Annotated in this window: 19 protein-coding genes; 9 read left to right on the top strand and 10 right to left on the bottom strand. The window is 60.2% G+C overall.

Annotation, left to right across the window (positions count from 1 at the left end; genetic code table 11):
* The first annotated feature begins 45 nt into the window (after positions 1-45).
* The 3 genes from A7J50_RS23120 to arfB all read left to right on the top strand — a co-directional run bounded on the left by A7J50_RS23120 (position 46) and on the right by arfB (position 2,683).
* Entirely contained in the window at positions 46-1,467 is a 1,422-nt protein-coding gene (locus A7J50_RS23120) for an amino acid permease (RefSeq protein WP_064453888.1), read from the top strand.
* 106 nt (positions 1,468-1,573) lie between these two features.
* Entirely contained in the window at positions 1,574-2,257 is a 684-nt protein-coding gene (locus A7J50_RS23115) for a pentapeptide repeat-containing protein (protein WP_064453887.1), read from the top strand.
* 12 nt (positions 2,258-2,269) lie between these two features.
* A complete protein-coding gene (gene arfB / locus A7J50_RS23110) occupies positions 2,270-2,683 on the top strand; it encodes an alternative ribosome rescue aminoacyl-tRNA hydrolase ArfB (protein ID WP_017847165.1) in 414 nt (137 codons plus the stop codon).
* Here arfB and A7J50_RS23105 read toward each other — a convergent pair.
* From A7J50_RS23105 to A7J50_RS23095, 3 genes are all read right to left on the bottom strand, one after another.
* Positions 2,680-3,876, bottom strand: a complete 1,197-nt coding sequence (locus tag A7J50_RS23105) for an MFS transporter (RefSeq protein WP_064453886.1) — start codon at positions 3,874-3,876, stop codon at positions 2,680-2,682. The two genes, arfB and A7J50_RS23105, sit on opposite strands and share 4 nt — an antisense overlap.
* 103 nt (positions 3,877-3,979) lie before the next feature.
* Positions 3,980-4,174 (bottom strand): hypothetical protein, encoded by a 195-nt coding sequence (locus A7J50_RS23100; RefSeq protein WP_064453885.1) that lies wholly within the window; start codon positions 4,172-4,174, stop codon positions 3,980-3,982.
* 398 nt (positions 4,175-4,572) lie between these two features.
* Positions 4,573-4,884: a DUF962 domain-containing protein gene (locus A7J50_RS23095; protein ID WP_064455004.1), complete on the bottom strand. Its 312-nt coding sequence runs from the start codon at positions 4,882-4,884 to the stop codon at positions 4,573-4,575.
* Positions 4,885-5,044: 160 nt separating this feature from the next.
* On the opposite strand from A7J50_RS23095, the gene A7J50_RS23090 reads away from it, so the two are divergent.
* Complete coding sequence (locus A7J50_RS23090; RefSeq protein WP_064453884.1) at positions 5,045-6,103, top strand: AraC family transcriptional regulator; 1,059 nt, start codon at positions 5,045-5,047, stop codon at positions 6,101-6,103.
* On the opposite strand, the gene A7J50_RS23085 is transcribed toward A7J50_RS23090, so the two are convergent.
* The 7 genes from A7J50_RS23085 to A7J50_RS23060 all read right to left on the bottom strand — a co-directional run bounded on the left by A7J50_RS23085 (position 6,060) and on the right by A7J50_RS23060 (position 13,554).
* Positions 6,060-7,514 (bottom strand): TrkH family potassium uptake protein, encoded by a 1,455-nt coding sequence (locus tag A7J50_RS23085; RefSeq protein ID WP_064453883.1) that lies wholly within the window; start codon positions 7,512-7,514, stop codon positions 6,060-6,062. The two genes, A7J50_RS23090 and A7J50_RS23085, sit on opposite strands and share 44 nt — an antisense overlap.
* A gap of 248 nt (positions 7,515-7,762) precedes the next feature.
* Positions 7,763-9,097 (bottom strand): imelysin family protein, encoded by a 1,335-nt coding sequence (locus tag A7J50_RS23080; RefSeq protein ID WP_064453882.1) that lies wholly within the window; start codon positions 9,095-9,097, stop codon positions 7,763-7,765.
* 127 nt (positions 9,098-9,224) lie between these two features.
* Positions 9,225-11,276: a putative bifunctional diguanylate cyclase/phosphodiesterase gene (locus A7J50_RS23075; RefSeq protein ID WP_064453881.1), complete on the bottom strand. Its 2,052-nt coding sequence runs from the start codon at positions 11,274-11,276 to the stop codon at positions 9,225-9,227.
* 171 nt (positions 11,277-11,447) lie between these two features.
* On the bottom strand, positions 11,448-11,615 hold the full coding sequence (locus tag A7J50_RS31470; protein WP_156526303.1) for a hypothetical protein: 168 nt from the start codon (positions 11,613-11,615) through the stop codon (positions 11,448-11,450).
* A 157-nt stretch (positions 11,616-11,772) separates the two neighbouring features.
* Positions 11,773-12,369, bottom strand: coding sequence for a superoxide dismutase (locus A7J50_RS23070; RefSeq protein WP_003212997.1), 597 nt, complete (start codon positions 12,367-12,369; stop codon positions 11,773-11,775).
* A 178-nt stretch (positions 12,370-12,547) separates the two neighbouring features.
* Complete coding sequence (locus tag A7J50_RS23065; RefSeq protein ID WP_064453880.1) at positions 12,548-13,147, bottom strand: LysE/ArgO family amino acid transporter; 600 nt, start codon at positions 13,145-13,147, stop codon at positions 12,548-12,550.
* 5 nt (positions 13,148-13,152) lie between these two features.
* Positions 13,153-13,554: an ACT domain-containing protein gene (locus A7J50_RS23060; RefSeq protein ID WP_064453879.1), complete on the bottom strand. Its 402-nt coding sequence runs from the start codon at positions 13,552-13,554 to the stop codon at positions 13,153-13,155.
* Between the two features lie 100 nt (positions 13,555-13,654).
* Here A7J50_RS23060 and A7J50_RS23055 point away from each other — a divergent pair, with 100 nt between their 5' ends.
* From A7J50_RS23055 to A7J50_RS23035, 5 genes are all read left to right on the top strand, one after another.
* Positions 13,655-14,551, top strand: coding sequence for a LysR family transcriptional regulator ArgP (locus A7J50_RS23055; protein ID WP_064453878.1), 897 nt, complete (start codon positions 13,655-13,657; stop codon positions 14,549-14,551).
* 98 nt (positions 14,552-14,649) lie between these two features.
* Complete coding sequence (locus tag A7J50_RS23050; RefSeq protein ID WP_064453877.1) at positions 14,650-15,648, top strand: NAD-dependent epimerase/dehydratase family protein; 999 nt, start codon at positions 14,650-14,652, stop codon at positions 15,646-15,648.
* Between the two features lie 127 nt (positions 15,649-15,775).
* Positions 15,776-16,600, top strand: coding sequence for a hypothetical protein (locus tag A7J50_RS23045; RefSeq protein ID WP_064453876.1), 825 nt, complete (start codon positions 15,776-15,778; stop codon positions 16,598-16,600).
* Between the two features lie 115 nt (positions 16,601-16,715).
* The gene (locus tag A7J50_RS23040) at positions 16,716-17,975 is read left to right on the top strand and encodes an AGE family epimerase/isomerase (protein ID WP_064453875.1); all 1,260 of its coding nucleotides are present in this window, start codon (positions 16,716-16,718) and stop codon (positions 17,973-17,975) included.
* Positions 17,976-18,079: 104 nt separating this feature from the next.
* A complete protein-coding gene (locus A7J50_RS23035; RefSeq protein WP_064453874.1) occupies positions 18,080-19,366 on the top strand; it encodes an ABC transporter substrate-binding protein in 1,287 nt (428 codons plus the stop codon).
* The last annotated feature ends 49 nt before the right edge of the window (positions 19,367-19,415 follow it).

Genomic DNA, 19,415 nt, shown 5'->3' with positions numbered 1-19,415 from the left:
GCAACGTGCATTCAACATCATCAAACCTTGCGTGAGACCCTTTTCATGAGTGGACCCCATTCCTCTTCAGGCGAGCTGAAACGCGGCCTGAAAAATCGGCATATCCAGTTGATCGCCCTCGGGGGCGCCATCGGCACCGGCCTGTTCCTGGGCTCGGCCGGGGTGCTCAAATCCGCCGGCCCGTCGATGATCCTGGGCTATGCCATCTGCGGCTTTATCGCCTTCATGATCATGCGCCAGCTCGGCGAAATGATCGTCGAAGAGCCGGTCGCCGGCTCCTTCAGCCATTTTGCCCACAAGTACTGGGGCGGTTTCGCCGGCTTCCTGTCGGGCTGGAACTGCTGGATTCTGTACATTCTGGTCGGCATGTCGGAGCTGACCGCTGTCGGCAAGTACGTGCACTACTGGTGGCCGGAGATTCCGACCTGGGTTTCGGCAGCGGCGTTTTTCGTGTTGATCAACTTGATTAACCTGGCCAACGTCAAAGTCTTTGGTGAGGCCGAATTCTGGTTCGCCATTATCAAGGTAGTGGCCATCGTCGGCATGATCGCCCTGGGCAGCTATTTGCTGGTCAGCGGCACTGGCGGCCCGCAAGCCTCGGTGAGTAACCTGTGGGACCACGGTGGGTTCTTCCCGCACGGTGTGGGCGGATTGGTGATGGCCATGGCGATCATCATGTTCTCGTTCGGCGGTCTGGAAATGCTCGGTTTTACCGCCGCCGAAGCCGACCAGCCACGCACTGTGATCCCCAAGGCGATCAATCAGGTGATCTATCGCATCCTGATTTTCTACATCGGCGCTCTGGTGGTGCTGTTGTCGCTCACGCCTTGGGACAGCCTGCTGGCAAGCCTCAACGCGTCCGGCGATGCCTACAGCGGCAGCCCGTTCGTGCAGGTGTTCTCGATGCTGGGCAGCAACACGGCCGCGCACATCCTCAACTTCGTGGTGCTGACCGCAGCGCTGTCGGTGTACAACAGCGGCACCTACTGCAACAGCCGCATGTTGCTGGGCATGGCTGAGCAGGGCGATGCGCCCAAGGCATTGGCGAAGATCGACAAGCGCGGTGTGCCGGTGCGTTCGATCCTGGCCTCGGCGGCGATCACCCTGGTGGCGGTGCTGATGAACTACCTGATCCCGCAGCATGCGCTGGAACTGCTGATGTCGCTGGTAGTGGCTACGCTGGTGATCAACTGGGCGATGATCAGCTTCTCCCACTTCAAGTTCCGCCAGCACATGAACCGCACCGGCCAAGTGCCGCTGTTCAAGGCGCTGTGGTACCCCTACGGTAACTATATCTGCCTGGCATTCGTCGCGTTTATCCTGGTGATCATGCTGATGATCCCGGGGATTCAGGTGTCGGTGTACGCCATCCCGGTGTGGGTAGCGTTCATGGGGCTGTGCTACTGGATCAAGAACAAGCGCAAGGCGCAAACGGTTCAGAACACAGTGCGGACGGTTCTGGAGTAGGGCGTTTCGCGTAAATAGAAAACCCGGCACTTTGCCGGGTTTTTTGTTGGCGTGGGCGGGTTAGACTCGCCCCCTCGTTTTAAACAGACCCTTGCCCGGAGGCCCCATGCAGCACACAGATATCGACGGCGGCACCTTGCAGCGCTCTGATCTGGAAGACCTGATCGACCAGCACAACGGCCCGTTGCGGCTGATGGGCGTCGACTTGAGTGGTGCCGATCTGTCGCGAATGGTGCTGGACCACTGGGTGTTCGAACGCTGCATTCTGGTCCAGACTTCTTTTCTCGGCTCGCGCCTTGAAGGCACTCAGTGGACCAGTTGCCGCGCGGCCCATGCGGTATTCGAAGCGGCGAACCTGCTGGAAGCGCAGTTCAACAGCTGCGACCTGAACAACACCCGCTGGCAGCGCAGCAAATTGTCCCAAGCGAGTTTTGCCCACTGCAAGCTGACCGGCGCCAACTTCACTCACTGTGCGTCGCTGGGGCTGAGCTTCAGTGAAACCCGGCTCAACAGTGCATTTTTGTCCGGTTTGTCGTTTGCGCGAACCGTGCTGAATAACCTGGATTTCTCCGACAGCGACTTGTCGGATGCAGACTTTCGCAAGGCGCAATTGATCGAATGCAGCCTCGCTCACGCCCGTATCAACGGCGCCAATTTCGCTGGTGCCGACTTGCGCGGTGCGGATTTGAGCGGCTTTCGCCTCAATGATGCCAAACTGTTCAAAGGCGCCGTGATTTCCAAAGCCCAGGCGTCGATGTTGTTGTCCGAGTTGGGCTTGTCCGTTGCCTAAGGTTTTTGAGTGATGCTGGTAATTTCCAACAACGTGCACCTGCCCGATGCCGAGATCGAGCTGACCGCCATTCGCGCCCAGGGCGCCGGTGGGCAAAACGTCAACAAGGTGTCGAGCGCGGTGCACCTGCGGTTTGATATTCCGGCGTCATCGTTACCGGAGTTCTACAAGGAGCGGCTGCTGGCGCTGCGTGACAGCCGTATCACCAGTGACGGCGTGCTGGTGCTCAAGGCCCAGCAATACCGGACTCAGGAACAGAATCGCGCGGATGCGCTGGAGCGCCTGGTGGAATTGATCCTCAGCGCCACCAAGGTCGAGAAGAAGCGCCGCCCGACCAAGCCCACCCTGGGCTCGAAAAAGCGTCGCCTGGAATCCAAGACCAAGCGCGGCAGCATCAAGGCCGGGCGCGGCAAGGTGGATTTCTAAGCGTCGCGTGCTTCGCGGGCCTTGGGCGCTTGCCGGTACAAATACACACTCAGCAGCAAACCGCCCAAGGCGGCGAGGGCGGCGAACAGGAAGATCGACGCAAAACCAAAGCCTGCCGCCACCGCTCCCGCCAGCGGGCCGGTGATACCCAGCGACAAGTCGATAAACAGTGAATAAGCCCCTACCGCCGCACCGCGGCTGGAGGCTGGCACCAGGTTGACGGCCTCCACCCCCAGCGCCGGAAATACCAGGGAAAAACCAAAGCCGCTCAACGCCGCACCGGCCAAGGCCAGGTGGGCGTCCGGCGCGAGCCACAGCAGCAGTAGGCCGAAGATTTCCACCGACAGGCAGGCAATCGCCACGCGAAAGCCGCCGATACGGTTGATCAAATTGCCGAACAGCAGGCGTGCACCGATAAAACTGGCGCCGAACAGGCTCAGTGCCCACACCGCGTTGTCCCAATGTTGGGTGGTGTAATACAGGGTGATAAACGTGGCGATGGTGCCAAAGCCGATCGAGCCCAGCGCCAACGCGCAGCCGTGGGGCAGCACCCGGCCCAGCACGTTCATGAACGGCAGGCGTACGCCGGCCACGATGGGCGCCGCTTCCTTGTTCCAGGCCAGCAGCACGCCGACGACCGCCAGCAGGATGATGCTGACGCCCATGCTCCACAGCCCGAAGTGACTGACCAGCAGCACCCCCAGCGGTGCGCCGACGGCCAGCGCGCCATAACTGGCGATGCCGTTCCACGAGATAACCTTGGCCGTATTGGCGGCGCCGACGCGGCCGATCCCCCAGCCGATGGCGCCCGAGCCCACCAGGCTTTCCGCGCTGCCGAGTACCAGTCGCCCGATCAGCAGGCTGATCAGGCTGAAGGCCGGCAAGCTGGAAAACCACGCCGCCAGCAACATGAACACGCCACTCAGGCCGCAACCGACCAAGCCGATCAGCACTGCGCGCTTGCTGCCCAGGTTGTCGATGATTTTGCCGGCGTACGGACGGCTCAGCAGCGTGGCCAGGTATTGCACGCTGATCACCAGCCCGGCAATCACTGCGCCATAGCCCAGTTGGCTATGGACATAGCCCGGCAAAACGGCCAGGGGAATGCCGATGTTCAGGTAGCCAATAAAGGTGAACAGCACGATGGAAACGACTTGCAGCGTGACCGCCATGGGGCGCTGGGTATCTGGCATGGGAGAGGTCCACTGTCGCAGCAGGTAAAAGATAGGCTGCTAATGATACCGGCGCTGGGGCCGGGCCGGGCGGCAAAACGTCAAAAACTTCAGATCACAACCATCAGGATTTGGCGGGCGCCAGCATTTGCGTGGTCACCAGGGCGGCCAAGGCATTTTCCTGGGTGCCGAAGCGCTTGAGCAGCAGGGCTTGTTTGTCGGCGCTGAGGCGGTTCCAGACTTCGATCATCTGCAAGGCAGCGTCGAGAACAGCAGCATCCGGGGTATCGGAAGGGGTGTTGGGGGAGTCATCGGTCATGGCGGGTATCTCATCATTCAGGCAGTGTGGAAAGCGCTTGAAGGGGCGCTTTCCACACGGTCTGGTACGGCGTCAGTCCTGGCTTTTGCTGTCGACTGGTTTTGCTTCTTTGGCCTCAGGCTGTTTGTTGCTGGCCTGCTGCGGTGTTGGCTGCTCAGTTGGGTGCAGGCTTGGGAAGGGGAGATTAGGTATCTCGTGCATCGTCGTCGCTCCTCGCAAGATCTGTTTTTTCAATCGCAGGTGATTCCGCGCTCTCAAAAAGCCTTGGCAGGATACAGCACTGAAAATGACAAAAAGAATTTTATGTCAGCTTATGTACGAATTTTCATGCTTTTACACAAGTGACAAGAGGTCACACCCTGAAACGGCACCTTCCTCAAGAAAGGCACCTTTAGCGGTTAGAAAGGCACCTTGCCCACAATCATGTCGCGGTACATCACAAAATCGCCCAGCAAGCTGTAGAACGGGTGTTGAAACGTGGCCGGGCGGTTCTTTTCAAAGAAGAAGTGGCCGACCCAGGCAAAGCTGTAACCCGCGATTGGCAACGCCAGCAGCAGGCCCAATGAGCCGCGGCCGATGGCATACGCCAGAATGCCGATCACCAGGGTGGTGCCGATAAAATGCAGGCGCCGGCAGGTGCTGTTGCCATGTTCGCTCAGGTAATAAGGGTAGAACTCGGCGAAGCTATTGAATTGTTTGAGGTTTTCCACGGTGGCCGGCCCTTGGGTGGTTGTGCCGCCCAACAGATGTTCGGCGGGGAGCTTATTTGAGTCTAGAGTGAGCACTGGTAACAGCCAGTGACAATAGATGCCACTTTAGTATCCTTGGCTTCCTGGCTGCCGTTTAAGCCTGCTTTTTTAAGAAGACGCCATGAGCGAACGAACAACTTCTGCAAGCTGGGCGCTGGGGATAGTCAAGGCGTTGGAAATGGACGGGCTGGATTGCCGCGTCTTGTTCAAGCAACTCGGCCTGGACTACGCCGCCCTCAGTGACCCCGATGCACGTTTCCCCCAGGACTCCATGACTCGCCTCTGGCAACGCGCGGTGGAGTTGTCGGGCAACCCGGCGATTGGCCTGAACATGGGCAAGGTGGTGCGCCCGGCGTCGTTTCATGTGGCCGGTTATGCCTTGATGTCCAGCAACACCCTGGCCGAAGGCTTTATGCGCCTGGTGCGCTATCAGCGGATCATTGCCGAAAGCGCCGACCTGAGTTTCCGACTGTTACCTGAAGGCTATGCGCTGATTCTGACGGTGCACGGCGATCACCTCCCGCCCACCCGACAAAGTGCCGAAGCCTCGCTGGCCAGTGCACTGGCGCTCTGCGGCTGGTTGACCGGCCGCACCCTGCAACCACGCAAGGTGATGTTACAAGGTGAGCAACCGGCAGACCTCGCGCCCTACAAGCAAGCCTTCCACGCCCCCCTTGAGTTCAATGCGCCCTATGACGCGCTGATTTTCGAGCAGGCTGACATGGATGAACCGCTGCCCACGGCCAACGAGGCCATGGCGCTGTTGCACGATCGGTTTGCCGGTGAATACCTGGCACGGTTTTCCGAGAGCCGCGTGACCCACAAGGCGCGCCAGGTGTTGTGCCGCCTGCTACCCCAGGGCGAACCCAAGCGCGAAGTGGTCGCCCAGACCTTGCACCTGTCCCAGCGCACCTTGCAGCGGCGTTTGCAGGAAGAGGGCACCAGTTTCCAGACGTTGCTCGACGACACGCGCCGCGAACTCGCCGAGCAATACCTCGCGCAGCCGAGTATGACCTTGCTGGAAATTGCCTACCTGTTGGGCTTTGCCGACCCGAGCAATTTCTTCCGCGCCTTTCGCCGCTGGTTCGACGCCACGCCCGGCGAATACCGGACGCGGCTGCTGCGAGCGCCGACGGTCAGTGGCGCCAAAACGCCGGAATGCACAGAACAAAGACTGTAATAATCTCCAGTCGCCCCAGCAGCATGCCGAGCGACAAGATCCACTTGGCCGCATCCGGCAGGCTGGCGAAGTTACCCGCAGGGCCGATGGTTTCGCCCAGGCCCGGGCCTACACCCGATACGGTACTGGCGGCGCCCGTCAACGCGGTCATCCAGTCCAGCCCCAGCAGCGAAAGGGCCAGTGCGATTGCACAAATGGTGATGGCGAAGAAAAACGAGAAAGTCAGAATCGACCGCACGATCTCTTCGTCGAGACGGTGGCCGTTGTACTTCTGCTTGATCACGGCACGCGGATGAATCAACTGGTTCAAGTTGGCCTTGAGCAGGATATACGCGACCTGGAACCGGAAGATCTTGATACCGCCCGCCGTAGAGCCCGAGCAGCCGCCGACAAAGCCCAAGTAGAAGAACAACATCAGTGAGAAGTTGCCCCAGATGCTGTAGTCCCCCAGCGCGAAGCCGGTGGTGGTGACCACTGAGGTAACGTTAACCGCTACATGGCGCAGCGCGTCGAGCCAATGCAAATCGGTAGTCCACCAGTACCAGGTGCCGAGTACCAGCCAGGTCACGACCAACAGCCCGAGCAAGCCTTGCACCTGCTGATCCTTGATCAGCGCCCGGCGATTGCCGCGCAATGTCGCGACGTACAAGGTGAACGGTAAGCTGCCGAGGATCATCACAACCACCGCTACCCAGTGCACCGCCGGTTGTTTCCAGTGGGCCAGGGATTCATCGGAGGTGGAAAAACCACCAGTGGAAATTGCTGACATCGCGTGGTTGATCGCATCGAACAAGCCCATCCCGGCCCACCAGAATGCGAGGCTGCCGAGGATGGTGATGCCCACATACGCCGCCACGATCAGCCGCGCCACCATGTGCGAGCGTGGCATGACCTTTTCCGAGCGGTCCGAGGATTCGGTCTGGAACAGGCGCATGCCACCAATGCGCAGCAGCGGCAGGATCGCCACCGCCATGCCGATAAAGCCAATGCCGCCAAGCCAGTGCAGCAGCGAGCGCCATATCAGAATGCCGGGAGACATGCTGTCCAGCCCGCTCAACACGGTGGAGCCGGTGGCGGTGATGCCCGACATGCTTTCAAAGAACGAGTCGGTGTAGCTGATGTGCTGGGTCAGCAAAAACGGCAGCGCGGCGAAGATGCATACCACCAGCCAACTGCTGACGGTCAGCAGGTACATGTCGCGGGGGCGCAGGTGTATGTGCTCGGGGCGGCCGGGGAGGACCAGGGCCAGGCCGGCGAGGAAGGTAATCAGGCTGGCCCAGAGGAATGAGGGCAGGTCGCTGGTGCGTTCGAATATCACCAGGGTGGCCATCGGGACGACCATGGCGATCGCGAGTGTGATCAGGAAGATGCCGAGGATGAAACCGATGATACGTAGGGTCGGCAACGCCATGAAATTTGCTCGGAGTGACGATTAAAGGCGCCATTCTACCTGCGTAAACCGAGGGCTCAAAGGCGACGCGGTAAAATGTGGGAGCGGGCTTGCTCGCGAAGGCGGTGGTTCAGTGAGAAATCAATTGGCTGACACGCCGTATTCGCGAGCGAGCCAGCTCCCACACAAGCTCTGTGGCGTTTGACGAGGCCTGGAAGGCAGGCACAAAAAAGGCGACCCGAAGGCCGCCTCATTTAATCCAGCACTGATCAGAACTCGTGATCAGCGTTATCCGGGTTCAAGTCGCTGATGCCCAGCTTGCCCGCAGCTGTTTCAATCGCCCCGGTCTGCTTGACCAAGGCCGCAATCGCGTCACGCACGATCTGGTTGCCTGCATCGTTACCCGCAGCAATCAGCTGGTCGTAATGCTCGCCGTTGTTGGCGTGGTCCACCATGACCTGAATCTTCGCTTCAGTGGCCGCAAGGTCAGCCTTCAGCGCCGCGTCGGCCGCAGGGTCAGCCTTGGCCACCAGGGACGACAGGCTGGCGCCGGTCATCTTGGTGCCGTCGGTGCGGGTGTACTCGCCCAGGTAGACGTTGCGAATGCCCTTGGCGTCGTAGAAGTGCGAGTTGTGGGTGTTATCGCTGAAGCAATCCTGCTCGTCTTCCGGCGAGTTGGCTTCCAGGGACACCTTCATGCGCTCACCGGCCAGCTCGCCCAGGGACAAGCTGCCCATGCCGAACAACATTTTGCGCAGGCCGTCGGTGGCAGGTTCTGCCTCCAGGGTGGCGCGGTAGTTGTCTTCGACGTTGGGCTTCCAGTTGCCGACCATTTCTTCCAGGTCGCTGACCAGCAACTGAGTCACGGCACGCAGGTAGGTGCGACGGCGCTCGTTGTGACCGCCGGTTGCGCCGTCGCCGGTCATGTAGTCCGACGCCGGGCGGTTGCCCGCGCCAGGGCCGGTGCCGTTGAGGTCCTGGCCCCAGAGCAGGAATTCAATGGCGTGGTAGCCGGTGGCGACGTTGGCTTCGGAACCGCCCAGTTCATTGAGGCTGGCGAGTTTTTCCGGGGTGATTTCCTTGACGTCGACCTTGTCTTCGCCGACCTGGATCTCGTTGTTGGCGATGATGTTGGCGTTGGCACCGGGGTTGCCCAGCGCGTGCTCGTAGGATTTGTCGACGTAGTCGATCAGGCCTTCGTCCAGGGGCCAGGCGTTCACCTGGCCTTCCCAGTCGTCGATGATGGTGTTACCGAAACGGAACACTTCGCTCTGCAGGTACGGCACGCGAGCGGCGATCCAGGCGGTACGGGCCGCTTTCAGGGTTTGGTCGTTCGGGTTGGCGAGGAAGGTGTCGATTGCGGTTTGCAGGGTTTTCGCGGTGGATTCCGCGTCGCTGTACACCGCGAACACCATGTCAGCGTAATGCGCGACCACGGCCTTGGCGGCAGCTTCGTCGACCTGGCCTGCAGGCGTGGCAGCCGCTGGAGCGGTGGTGCTGGCAGCCGGGGTCGGCGCGGCGGCCTTGTCTTTACCTTCGCCGCAACCAGCGAGAGAAATGGCAATGGCCAGCAGACTGGCGGTGGCCAGGGGCATACGAATCATGGCGAACATCCTGCTTCGGTTGTTGATAGGGCGCGCGGGGGAGCGCAAAAACTGCGACATAATGCGAAAGATTTGCATTTTGTGTAAAGGTTTATACGAGGGAAATATTTAGTATCGTTTTGTCAGGTCAGAGAATCGCCGCGTTGTCGCGTTCGGACTGTTTCAAATAAGCCGCTAACTCGCGGGCCTGCAGCGGTTTGCTGTAGTGGTAACCCTGGCCCTCATGGCAGCCCTCGGAAATGATGTAAGCCTCCTGCTCGGCAGTTTCCACGCCTTCGGCAATCACTTGCATGCCCAGGCTTTTGCCCAGTTGGATGATGGCGCGCACGATGGTTGCGTCGTCGTCATCATCCAGCAGGTCCTGAACGAAGCTCTTGTCGATCTTGATCTTGTCCAGAGGCAGGCTTTTCAGGTAGCTCAGGGATGAGTAGCCGGTACCGAAGTCATCAATGGCGATCAGCGCCCCGGAACGACGCAGGCTCAGCAAGTGCTGGGCGGCGGTGCTGATGTCTTCCATCAGGCCGGTCTCGGTCACTTCCAGCTCCAGGCTGCGGGGTGGCAAGCGGTAGATCTGCATCAGGTTGTTGACCACCCGCGGCAACTCGGTGTGGTGCAACTGCACGGTGGACAGGTTGACCGCCATGCGCAACCCGGTAAAGCCCAGGTCATGCCATTCGCGCAACTGTCGGCAGGCCTGGTCCAGCACCCATTCGCCAATAGGGATAATGGTGCCGTTCTGTTCCGCCAGCGGGATAAACAAGTCCGGCGGCACCAGGCCATGTTCCGGGTGCTGCCAGCGAATCAGCGCTTCCACACCGACCACGCGGTGGTCGCGGTAGCTGATTTGCGGCTGATACACCAGGTGGAACTGGTCACGGCTAAGGGCATCGCGCAGGTCTTTTTCCAATTCGCGGCGTCGGCGCATTTCACTGTCGACGCTGGCGATGTAGAACTGATAGCGGTTGCGGGAGCGGCTCTTGGCCAGGGTCATGGTTTGTTCGGCTTTTTGCAGCAGCTTTTCGGTGCTGTCGCCGTCTTCCGGGAACAAGGTGATGCCAATGGTGGCGCGCAGGCGAATGTGATCCTGATCGAGGGCGAATTCCGCTTCCAGGTCGTCCAGGATGCTTTGCGCCAGTTCGGCCGCTTCGTAGGGCTGGTCGATATCGGCCTGCACCAGGGCGAACTGGTCGCCGCCGAGGCGGGCGAGGGCGCCGAGACGACCGCTGTGAGCGCGCAGACGGTCGGCCAAGGCCAGCAATAACTTGTCGCCGGCCTGGTAAGTGAACTGTTCATTGACGCTTTTGAAGTCGTCCAACCCTACGCATAGCACTGCCACACGACGTTGCCGGCGACCGGCGTCGATCAGGATCTTGTCCAATTGCTCCTGCAACTTCTGACGATTGGGCAGGCCGGTGAGAAAGTCGTACTGGGCCATGCGCAGCAGGCTGGATTCCGCCTCATGGCGCAGGTGGGTATTGCGTTCGATGGATTCGAGCAACTGGTTGGCCGTGTTGATCCACAGCCCCAGTTCGTTGCGTTCGTGACCTTTGATCTGGGGGATCTTGTGTTCGCTGGGCCGGTCCGGGTTGATCGAGGTCAAGTGCTCGATAATCCGCGACAACGGTTTGGTCAGCAGCCAGTGGTAGACCAGGTACAGCACCAGGCCCATGGCCAGGGCGCGCAGCACGCCGGAAATAAAAATGATCACCGAGCTGACAATAAAGCTTTTGCCGTAGGTGGCGGTGTCCAGGGTAATGCTCAGGTCGCCGTAATATTCGCTGTAGGGGCCCTTGCCGACCAGCGCCGTGGTAAATGTACGTTCCTGGCCAAGAATCAGGTCGGTCAACCAGCGGGTGGGCGATTGCTGCAACGCGCGGCTTTTTTCTGCGAGCATGGTTTCGTTGGGATGGCCGATGGAGGCCAGGCGCACGGCGTCGTCCTGAAACAGGCCTTCGATTACCTGCATGCCCATTTCGCGATCCAGGCTATAGACGGCCTGGGTAGACGGGTCGCGAAACATGTCGAGGATGCGCTGGGCATCACCGGCCACGGCCTGGCGCGTCTTGTAAGCATCAAACACGATCTGCGCCACGCTCAGCGCAACGCCCACGATCAATGCCGACAGCAGCACAACCCGTAGCAACTTCACCGACAAGCTGTTTTTGAGTTCCAGCTTCAAAGGGTCATTCCTTGTTCCATGCGGGTGGCCTCAATATGCCATGAGTATTGGCAATCTCGTGATGGCAGTCAAAGGGACATTGATGGCGAAGGGGGCGAGGGCGTTGGCGGGCGTTGTTGGAAGGGCGACGGATCGGTGTCCGCCGCTCTGGGACCGATGGGGGCTTACTGCTTAAAACGTTATCTGCGAGCCGTGATTTAGTGCTTCCTTGGCAAATTCCACTGTTTTACTCGCTACGTCGCTTGCGGCCTTGATACCGGCCTCTGCGGCTTTTGCGGCCAGTGGCAGGGCTACTGCGGCGACGGGGGCCATGGCACCCAATGCTGCTAATTCGATCATGCTGAAATCTCCGAGGTGGATGGAAAAGAGGCGACAAGCCTCTCGACACCTGAGTGGCGAAGCCTGCTGGGCAGTTCCATGTGTCCTCAGCGGTTACCGGAAATTTCCCATAAAAAAAGCCCGGCAATCGCCGGGCTCTTTCTACTGCAAGTGCTACTTAGGCAGTGAAGGTCTTGCCTTCGAACTGCTCAGCCACGAACTTCCAGTTGACCAGGTTCCAGAACGCTTCCACATACTTTGGACGCACGTTGCGGTAGTCGATGTAGTAAGCGTGTTCCCAGACGTCGCAGGTCAGCAGCGGGGTATCGCCGCTGGTCAGCGGGTTGCCGGCGCCGATGGTGCTGGCCAGGGCCAGGGAACCGTCAGCTTTTTTCACCAGCCAGCCCCAACCGGAACCGAAGGTGCCGACGGAAGTCTTGGTGAATTCTTCTTTGAACTTGTCGAACGAACCGAATGCAGCGTTGATCGCCTCAGCCAGTGCGCCGGTAGGTTGACCGCCGGCGTTTGGCGCCAGGCAGTTCCAGTAGAAAGTGTGGTTCCAGACCTGAGCGGCGTTGTTGAAGATGCCGCCCGAAGAAGACTTGACGATCTCTTCCAGGGTCTTGCCTTCGAACTCGGTGCCTGGCACCAGGTTGTTCAGGTTCACGACATAGGTGTTGTGGTGCTTGTCGTGGTGATACTCCAGGGTTTCCTTGGAGATGTGCGGCTGCAGGGCATCGTGTGCGTAGGGCAGCGGCGGCAATTCGAAAGCCATGATGATTCTCCTAATCAGGTCAGTTGCGGTGAGCGCAAGGCCGATCACGGGCGGCCAAACAAGCGCCGGGGAGTTTGTACTCTTTGCGGCGCAGGGTCCGGATCATAGCACCGGGGGTGCGGCAAAACCACGCAACAACTGTGTGGGATAGAGGTTCCAGAGCGTTTTGGAATATTCATCAAGCACTGATCAGTTGATAGGCCACGCTGAACATCATCACCGCCACTAAAAGGTCCAGCAGGCGCCATGTCGCGGGGCGTGCCAGCCAGGGCGCCAACCACGCCGCGCCGAGTGCCAGCGTGGCAAACCACAGGAACGAAGCGCTGGCGGCGCCTGCCACGTAAGCGCCGGGTTCGGTTTGTTGAGCGCCCAGCGAGCCGATTAACAACACGGTGTCCAGATAGACATGGGGGTTGAGCAGTGTCACCGCCAAGGCGCTGAGCAGCACGGCACGCAATGAGCGCACCTTGAGGTGTTGCCCTTGTCCCAGGCTTTGCCTGGAAAACGCCCGACGCAGCGCCAAGGTGCCGTACCACAACAGGAACGCCGCACCGCCCCAGCGGGCAATCGCCAGCAACAGAGGGTTTTGCGCCAGTACCGTCGCCAGGCCAAATACCCCGGCAGCCACCAGAATCGCATCGCACACGATGCACAATGCCGCGACCGGCAGGTGATGTTCACGGCGCAGACTTTGCGCCAGTACGAAGGCGTTCTGGGTGCCGATCGCCATGATCAGGCCCAAAGCCACCAGCAGTCCGTTCACATAGCTTTGCCACATAGGATTTACTCCGCGTCCGCTGCCAGTTGGCGCAAGACGTCCATGGCCCGCTCGGCATCGGCGCGGCCGACAAACAGATGGTCGTGGTAATAGCCGGCAATCACGTTGCAACTGATACCGGCGTTGCCCAGTGCACTGGCGAACGCCGCCGTCAGGCCTACGGCTTCAAGGGCGGAATGCACATTCAAAGTGATCCATGCGGCAACGTACTCGAACGCCAGACCGGCCTGCTCCGCCTGCTGACGCTCCAGAATCAGCGTCAGGCCTTCCTGCTCGCGAAAGCTGCCAATCACCTCGCAACCTTCCGGAATACGGTGGTCGGGCAGGGTGCAGAACACATAGTCGCCGTCATTGAGCTGCGGGCTCATGCTGCGCAGCAAGGTTGCCAGGGCGGTTTCGCCAGCCATGTGAAAGATCCTTAATAAAGAGAGAAGCCATGCTGGTCATTCTCTCGGGCTACGCTGTATAAGAAAAACAAATATTGCTGATCGCCCATTAGAGAAACTGATGTTCGACTATAAATTGCTTTCTGCCCTGGCCGCAGTGGTGGAACAAGCCGGCTTCGAACGAGGTGCCCAGGTGCTGGGCCTGTCGCAGTCGGCGATTTCCCAGCGCATCAAGTTGCTCGAGGCGCGCATTGGCCAACCGGTGCTGGTGCGGGCCACTCCGCCGACACCCACCGATATTGGTCGGCGCCTGCTCAACCATGTGCAACAAGTACGCTTGCTCGAACGCGACCTGCAAAGCCAGGTGCCGGCGCTGGACGAGGAGGGCATGCCCGAGCGCCTGCGCATCGCCTTGAATGCCGACAGCCTCGCCACCTGGTGGGCCGAGGCCGTCAGCGGCTTTTGCGCCGAGCAGCATTTGTTGCTCGACCTGGTGGTGGAAGACCAGACCGTCGGCCTCAAACGCATGCGCGCCGGGGAAGTGGCCGCCTGTATCTGCGCCAGCGAGCGCCCGGTGGCCGGCGCGCGTAGCCTGCTGCTCGGGGCCATGCGTTATCGGGCGCTGGCCAGCCCGGCCTTTATTGCCCGGCATTTTCCGCAGGGTGTGCGTGCCGATCAATTGGCCCGAACGCCGGCGTTGGTGTTCGGCCCGGATGATTTCCTGCAGCACCGTTACCTGGCTTCTTTGGGTGTGGATGGCGGTTTCGAGCACCATTTATGCCCATCGTCGGAAGGCTTTATTCGTTTGACCGAAGCCGGCCTGGGCTGGGGCCTCGTGCCCGAATTACAGGTGCGCGACCAACTGCAAACCGGCGTATTGGTGGAGTTATTGCCAGATAAGCCCATCGATGTGCCGCTGTACTGGCATCATTGGCGCAGTGGCGGGCAATTGTTGGGCCTGTTGACCGACCATCTGGCCCAGGCGTGTGGCCAGTGGTTGGTGCCCTATCAGCAGTAACAAGCGTCAAGCTGCAAGCTGCAAGAGAAAAGCTTGCGGATCGTTTTTAACTTGTGGCTTGAAGCTTGACGCTGGCAGCTGCATCCGTAGGAGGCTACATGAAGATTCTGGTCACCGGCGCAAGCGGCTTCATCGGCGGACGCTTCGCGCGTTTCGCCCTGGAGCAGGGCCTGGACGTGCGGGTCAACGGGCGACGCGCCGAAGGTGTAGAGCACCTGGTACGGCGCGGCGCCGAGTTTATCCAGGGTGATTTGAGTGATGCCGACCTGGTGCGCGAACTGTGCCGTGATGTCGAAGCCGTGGTGCATTGCGCCGGTGCCGTCGGGTTGTGGGGCAAGTATCAGGACTTCCATCAGGGCAACGTGCTGGTCACCGAAAACGTCGTCGAGGCCTGCCTCAAGCAGCGCGTCGGGCGCCTGGTGCACCTGTCCTCGCCGTCGATCTACTTTGACGGGCGCGACCACCTGGGGCTGACCGAAGAACAGGTGCCCAAGCGCTTCAAACATCCTTACGCCGCCACCAAATACCTGGCGGAACAGAAGGTGTTCGGTGCCCAGGAATTCGGCCTTGAAGTGCTGGCCCTGCGCCCGCGTTTTGTTACCGGGGCCGGAGACATGAGCATCTTCCCGCGGTTGCTGAAAATGCAGCGCAAGAACCGCCTGGCCATCGTCGGCGACGGCCTGAACAAGGTCGACTTCACCAGCGTGCATAACCTCAATGAAGCGTTACTCAGCAGTTTGCTGGCGACCGGCTCGGCGCTGGGCAAGGCCTACAACATCAGCAATGGCACGCCGGTGCCAGTGTGGGATGTGGTGAACTACGTGATGCGCCAAATGGACATGCCCCAGGTTACCCGTTATCGGTCCTACGGCCTGTCCTACAGCGTGGCCGCGTTGAACGAGGCATTCTGTGCGATGTGGCCGGGGCGTCCGGAGCCGGCCTTGTCGCGCCTGGGCATGCAAGTGATGAACAAAGATTTCACCCTCGACATCAGCCGCGCGAGGCATTATCTCGACTATGAGCCCAAGGTCAGCCTGTGGGCTGCCCTCGACGAGTTTTGCAGTTGGTGGAAAGCGCAGGATCCCGGGCTTAAGTAAGCTCACAACCGGCAACACATCGGGAACCGAATTCGCGGTTCCGGGTCGATCAGTGCGGCGCGAACGCGGTTTATACTCACGTCGCTCGGCTTTTCAGGTCGCCATCTCACCGATTCAGGGTTGATTCATGCGTAACGATGCTAAAGACGATTTCGACAATGTTCCCAGCCTGCGGGCCGATCTTGGGGACGACGATGATTTCGAGCCGTCTCCCGCCACGTCCGTGCGCTCGCGCAATACGCCAGTGGTCAAGGTCAAGAGCGCCAGCACCGGCCCGCTGTGGGCATTGGTCGGCGCACTGCTGATCGCCTTCGCGGGCCTTGCCTGGTGGAGCTTCCAGCAAATTTCCCTGATGGGGCAGCAGTTGGTTGCCACCCAGGAAAGCTTTGCGCGTATCAGCGAAGAAGCGGCAGGGCGCCTGCAGGACATTTCCGGCAAGGTCGTGGCCAGCGAAGCCAACGTGAACAACGGCAGCGAAGCGCTCAAGCTGCAGATCAAGCAGTTGGAGACCCAGTTGCTGGAGCAAGGCAAGCAACAAGTCGGCGTCGCCGGCCAGGCGACCGCACTGGATCAGCGCCTGGCGCAAATGAGCGCCAGCACCGCCGAACTGTCGAGTGCGAACGCCAAGCTACAGGGCCAGGTGCAGGCCCTGACGGACGCCGTGGCTGGCCTCAAGGCGGCACAAGGCGACGTCAAGGAGTTGTCCGCCGACGTGGCTGCGCTGAAGAAACAGGGCAATCCGAGCGCAGCCATCGCGCGCCTGGAGCAGGACCTTGTAGTCCTCAAGAGCGCGCAGGACAACCCGTCTGCCAATAGTGATGCGCCGACCAATAAAGAGTTCGACGTGTTCCGTATCCAGACCACGCGCAACATCACCACGTTGCAGAGCCAGGTGCAGAACCTGAATCAGCGCCTGAATGCACCGGCAGCCATTACGCCGCTCGGTCAGTAAGCGCTGCGCGGGAAATGTCACCGGGTGGTGACATTTCCCATCCCCTTCGTTACTTGCCCCTACCTCGCCCTTGTTTAGACTCCGGTCATCCCACAAAAAATAAAAAGGGCTACCCATGACTACGCAACCACTGCCTGCCAGCAGTTGGCTGAACGCACCTGCCCATCACGCTTGGCTCGCCAATGAAGGCCAGCGCCTGCTGTCATTCGCCAAAGCCTCCCGCCTGCCGGACGGCTTCGGCAACCTGGACGACAAAGGCCAATTACCGGCCGATTCCCACGCCGAAACCATGAACACCGCCCGCATGACCCACAGCTTCGCCATGGCCCACGCCATGGGCTTGCCCGGTTACGCCGAGCTGGTCGCGCACGGCGTTGCGGCCCTCAGTGGCCCGTTGTGCGATAGCGCGCACGGCGGTTGGTTCGCGACCCCCAACGCCGTCGATGGCAACCGTGGCAAGGCCGCATACCTGCACGCTTTCGTGGCCCTGGCCGCGAGTTCTGCGGTGGTGGCCGGTGCTCCCGGTGCACAGAGCCTGTTGAATGACGCCGTGCACATCATCGACCAGTTTTTCTGGAGCGAGGAGGAGGGCGTGATGCTCGAGTCCTTTGCCCAGGACTGGAGCGCGGTCGAGGCTTATCGCGGCGCCAACAGCAACATGCACGCCACCGAAGCTTTCCTGGCCCTGGCTGATGTGACCTGCGACACGCGCTGGCTGGACCGCGCGTTGCGCATCGTCGAGCGCGTCATCCACACGCACGCCGCCGGCAACCGGTTCATGGTGATCGAGCATTTTGACGCGCAGTGGAAACCCTTGCTCGGTTACAACGAGGACAACCCCGCCGACGGCTTTCGTCCCTACGGCATCACCCCGGGCCACGGCTTTGAGTGGGCGCGGTTGGTGCTGCATCTGGAAGCGGCGCGCCAGCAGGCCGGCCTGGCAACGCCAGAGTGGTTGTTGAACGACGCCAGGGGCTTGTTCGCCAGCGCCTGTGAATACGCCTGGGCGGTGGATGGCGCTCCCGGCATCGTCTACACCCTCGATTGGAGCCAGCGCCCGGTGGTGCGCGAGCGCCTGCACTGGACTCACGCCGAAGCCAGCGCCGCTGCCCAGGCGTTGCTCAAACGCACGGGCGAACGGCATTACGAGACCTGGTATCGGTGTTTTTGGGAGTTTTGCGAAACTCACTTTATCGACCGAATACACGGCAGTTGGCACCACGAACTCAGCCCGCACAACCAGCCCAGCAGCAAGATCTGGGGTGGCAAACCGGACCTGTACCATGCCTGGCAAGCGGTATTGCTGCCTGCGCTACCCTTGGCGCCAAGCATGGCCAGTGCAATTGGAGCGGGCATGAATGTCACCAGTTGGTGACATTTGTGCGTCCCTTTGTTACCTGCGCCTTAAAAATCCAAGTTTAAACTCCGTGCAGCGCAAGCTCTAGACTTGCATGCATAACAACAAGAAAAGGTACTCAGATGAACGCGATTAATCGCCTCGCCGTTGCTATTTCCATTGCCTCGTTGTTTCCCCTCAGTGCATTTGCCGCCGACTCGAAAGGGACGGTTGAAGTTGTGCATTGGTGGACCTCTGGCGGTGAGAAAGCGGCAGTAGATGTCCTGAAGGCCCAAGTTGAGAAAGACGGCTTCACCTGGAAAGACGGTGCCGTCGCAGGTGGCGGTGGCGCCACTGCCATGACTGTGCTGAAAAGCCGCGCAGTGGCCGGCAACCCGCCAGGCGTTGCCCAGATCAAAGGCCCGGACATCCAGGAATGGGCGTCCACCGGCTTGCTCGACACCGACGTGCTCAAAGACGTCGCCAAAGAAGAAAAGTGGGACTCCCTGCTCGACAAGAAAGTCTCCGATACCGTGAAGTACGAAGGTAACTACGTTGCCGTACCGGTCAACATCCACCGCGTGAACTGGCTGTGGATCAACCCGGAAGTCTTCAAGAAAGCCGGTATCACCAAGAACCCGACCACCCTCGAAGAATTCTACGCAGCGGGCGACAAGCTCAAGGCCGCGGGCTTTATTCCGCTTGCCCACGGTGGCCAGCCTTGGCAGGACAGCACCGTATTTGAAGCCATCGTTCTGTCGGTGATGGGTGCCGATGGCTACAAGAAAGCCCTGGTCGACCTGGATAATGACGCGCTGACCGGCCCGCAAATGGTCAAGGCCCTGACCGAGCTGAAGAAAGTCGCGACCTATATGGACGTCGACGGCAAAGGCCAGGACTGGAACCTCGAAGCCGGCAAGGTCATCAATGGCAAGGCCGGTATGCAGATCATGGGTGACTGGGCCAAGTCCGAATGGACCGCGGCCAAGAAAGTCGCCGGCAAAGACTACGAGTGCGTAGCCTTCCCGGGCACCGACAAAGCCTTCACCTACAACATCGACTCCCTGGCGGTGTTCAAGGTCAAAGACAAGGGCACTCAGGCGGGCCAGCAGGACATCGCCAAAGTCGTGTTGGGTGAAAACTTCCAGAAAGTCTTCAGCATCAACAAAGGCTCGATCCCGGTTCGAAACGACATGCTCCATGAAATGGACAAGCTCGGCTTCGACTCCTGCGCCCAGACCGCGGCCAAGGACTTCCTTGCCGACGCCCAGACTGGCGGCCTGCAGCCAAGCATGGCGCACAACATGGCCACCACGCTGGCGGTACAAGGTGCGTTCTTTGATGTCGTGACCAACTACATCAACGACCCGAAAGCCGACCCGGCCGACACCGCCAAGAAACTGGGCGCTGCGATCAAGTCTGCCAAATAAGCTACAAGCTGCAAGTTAACAGCTGCAAGTGGCGTGCTGCCTGTCTTGC

This window comes from Pseudomonas antarctica (genome assembly GCF_001647715.1).
In the GTDB taxonomy this organism is placed as follows: Bacteria; Pseudomonadota; Gammaproteobacteria; order Pseudomonadales; family Pseudomonadaceae; genus Aquipseudomonas; species Aquipseudomonas antarctica_A.
This window is presented reverse-complemented; position numbering and strand designations above follow the sequence as displayed.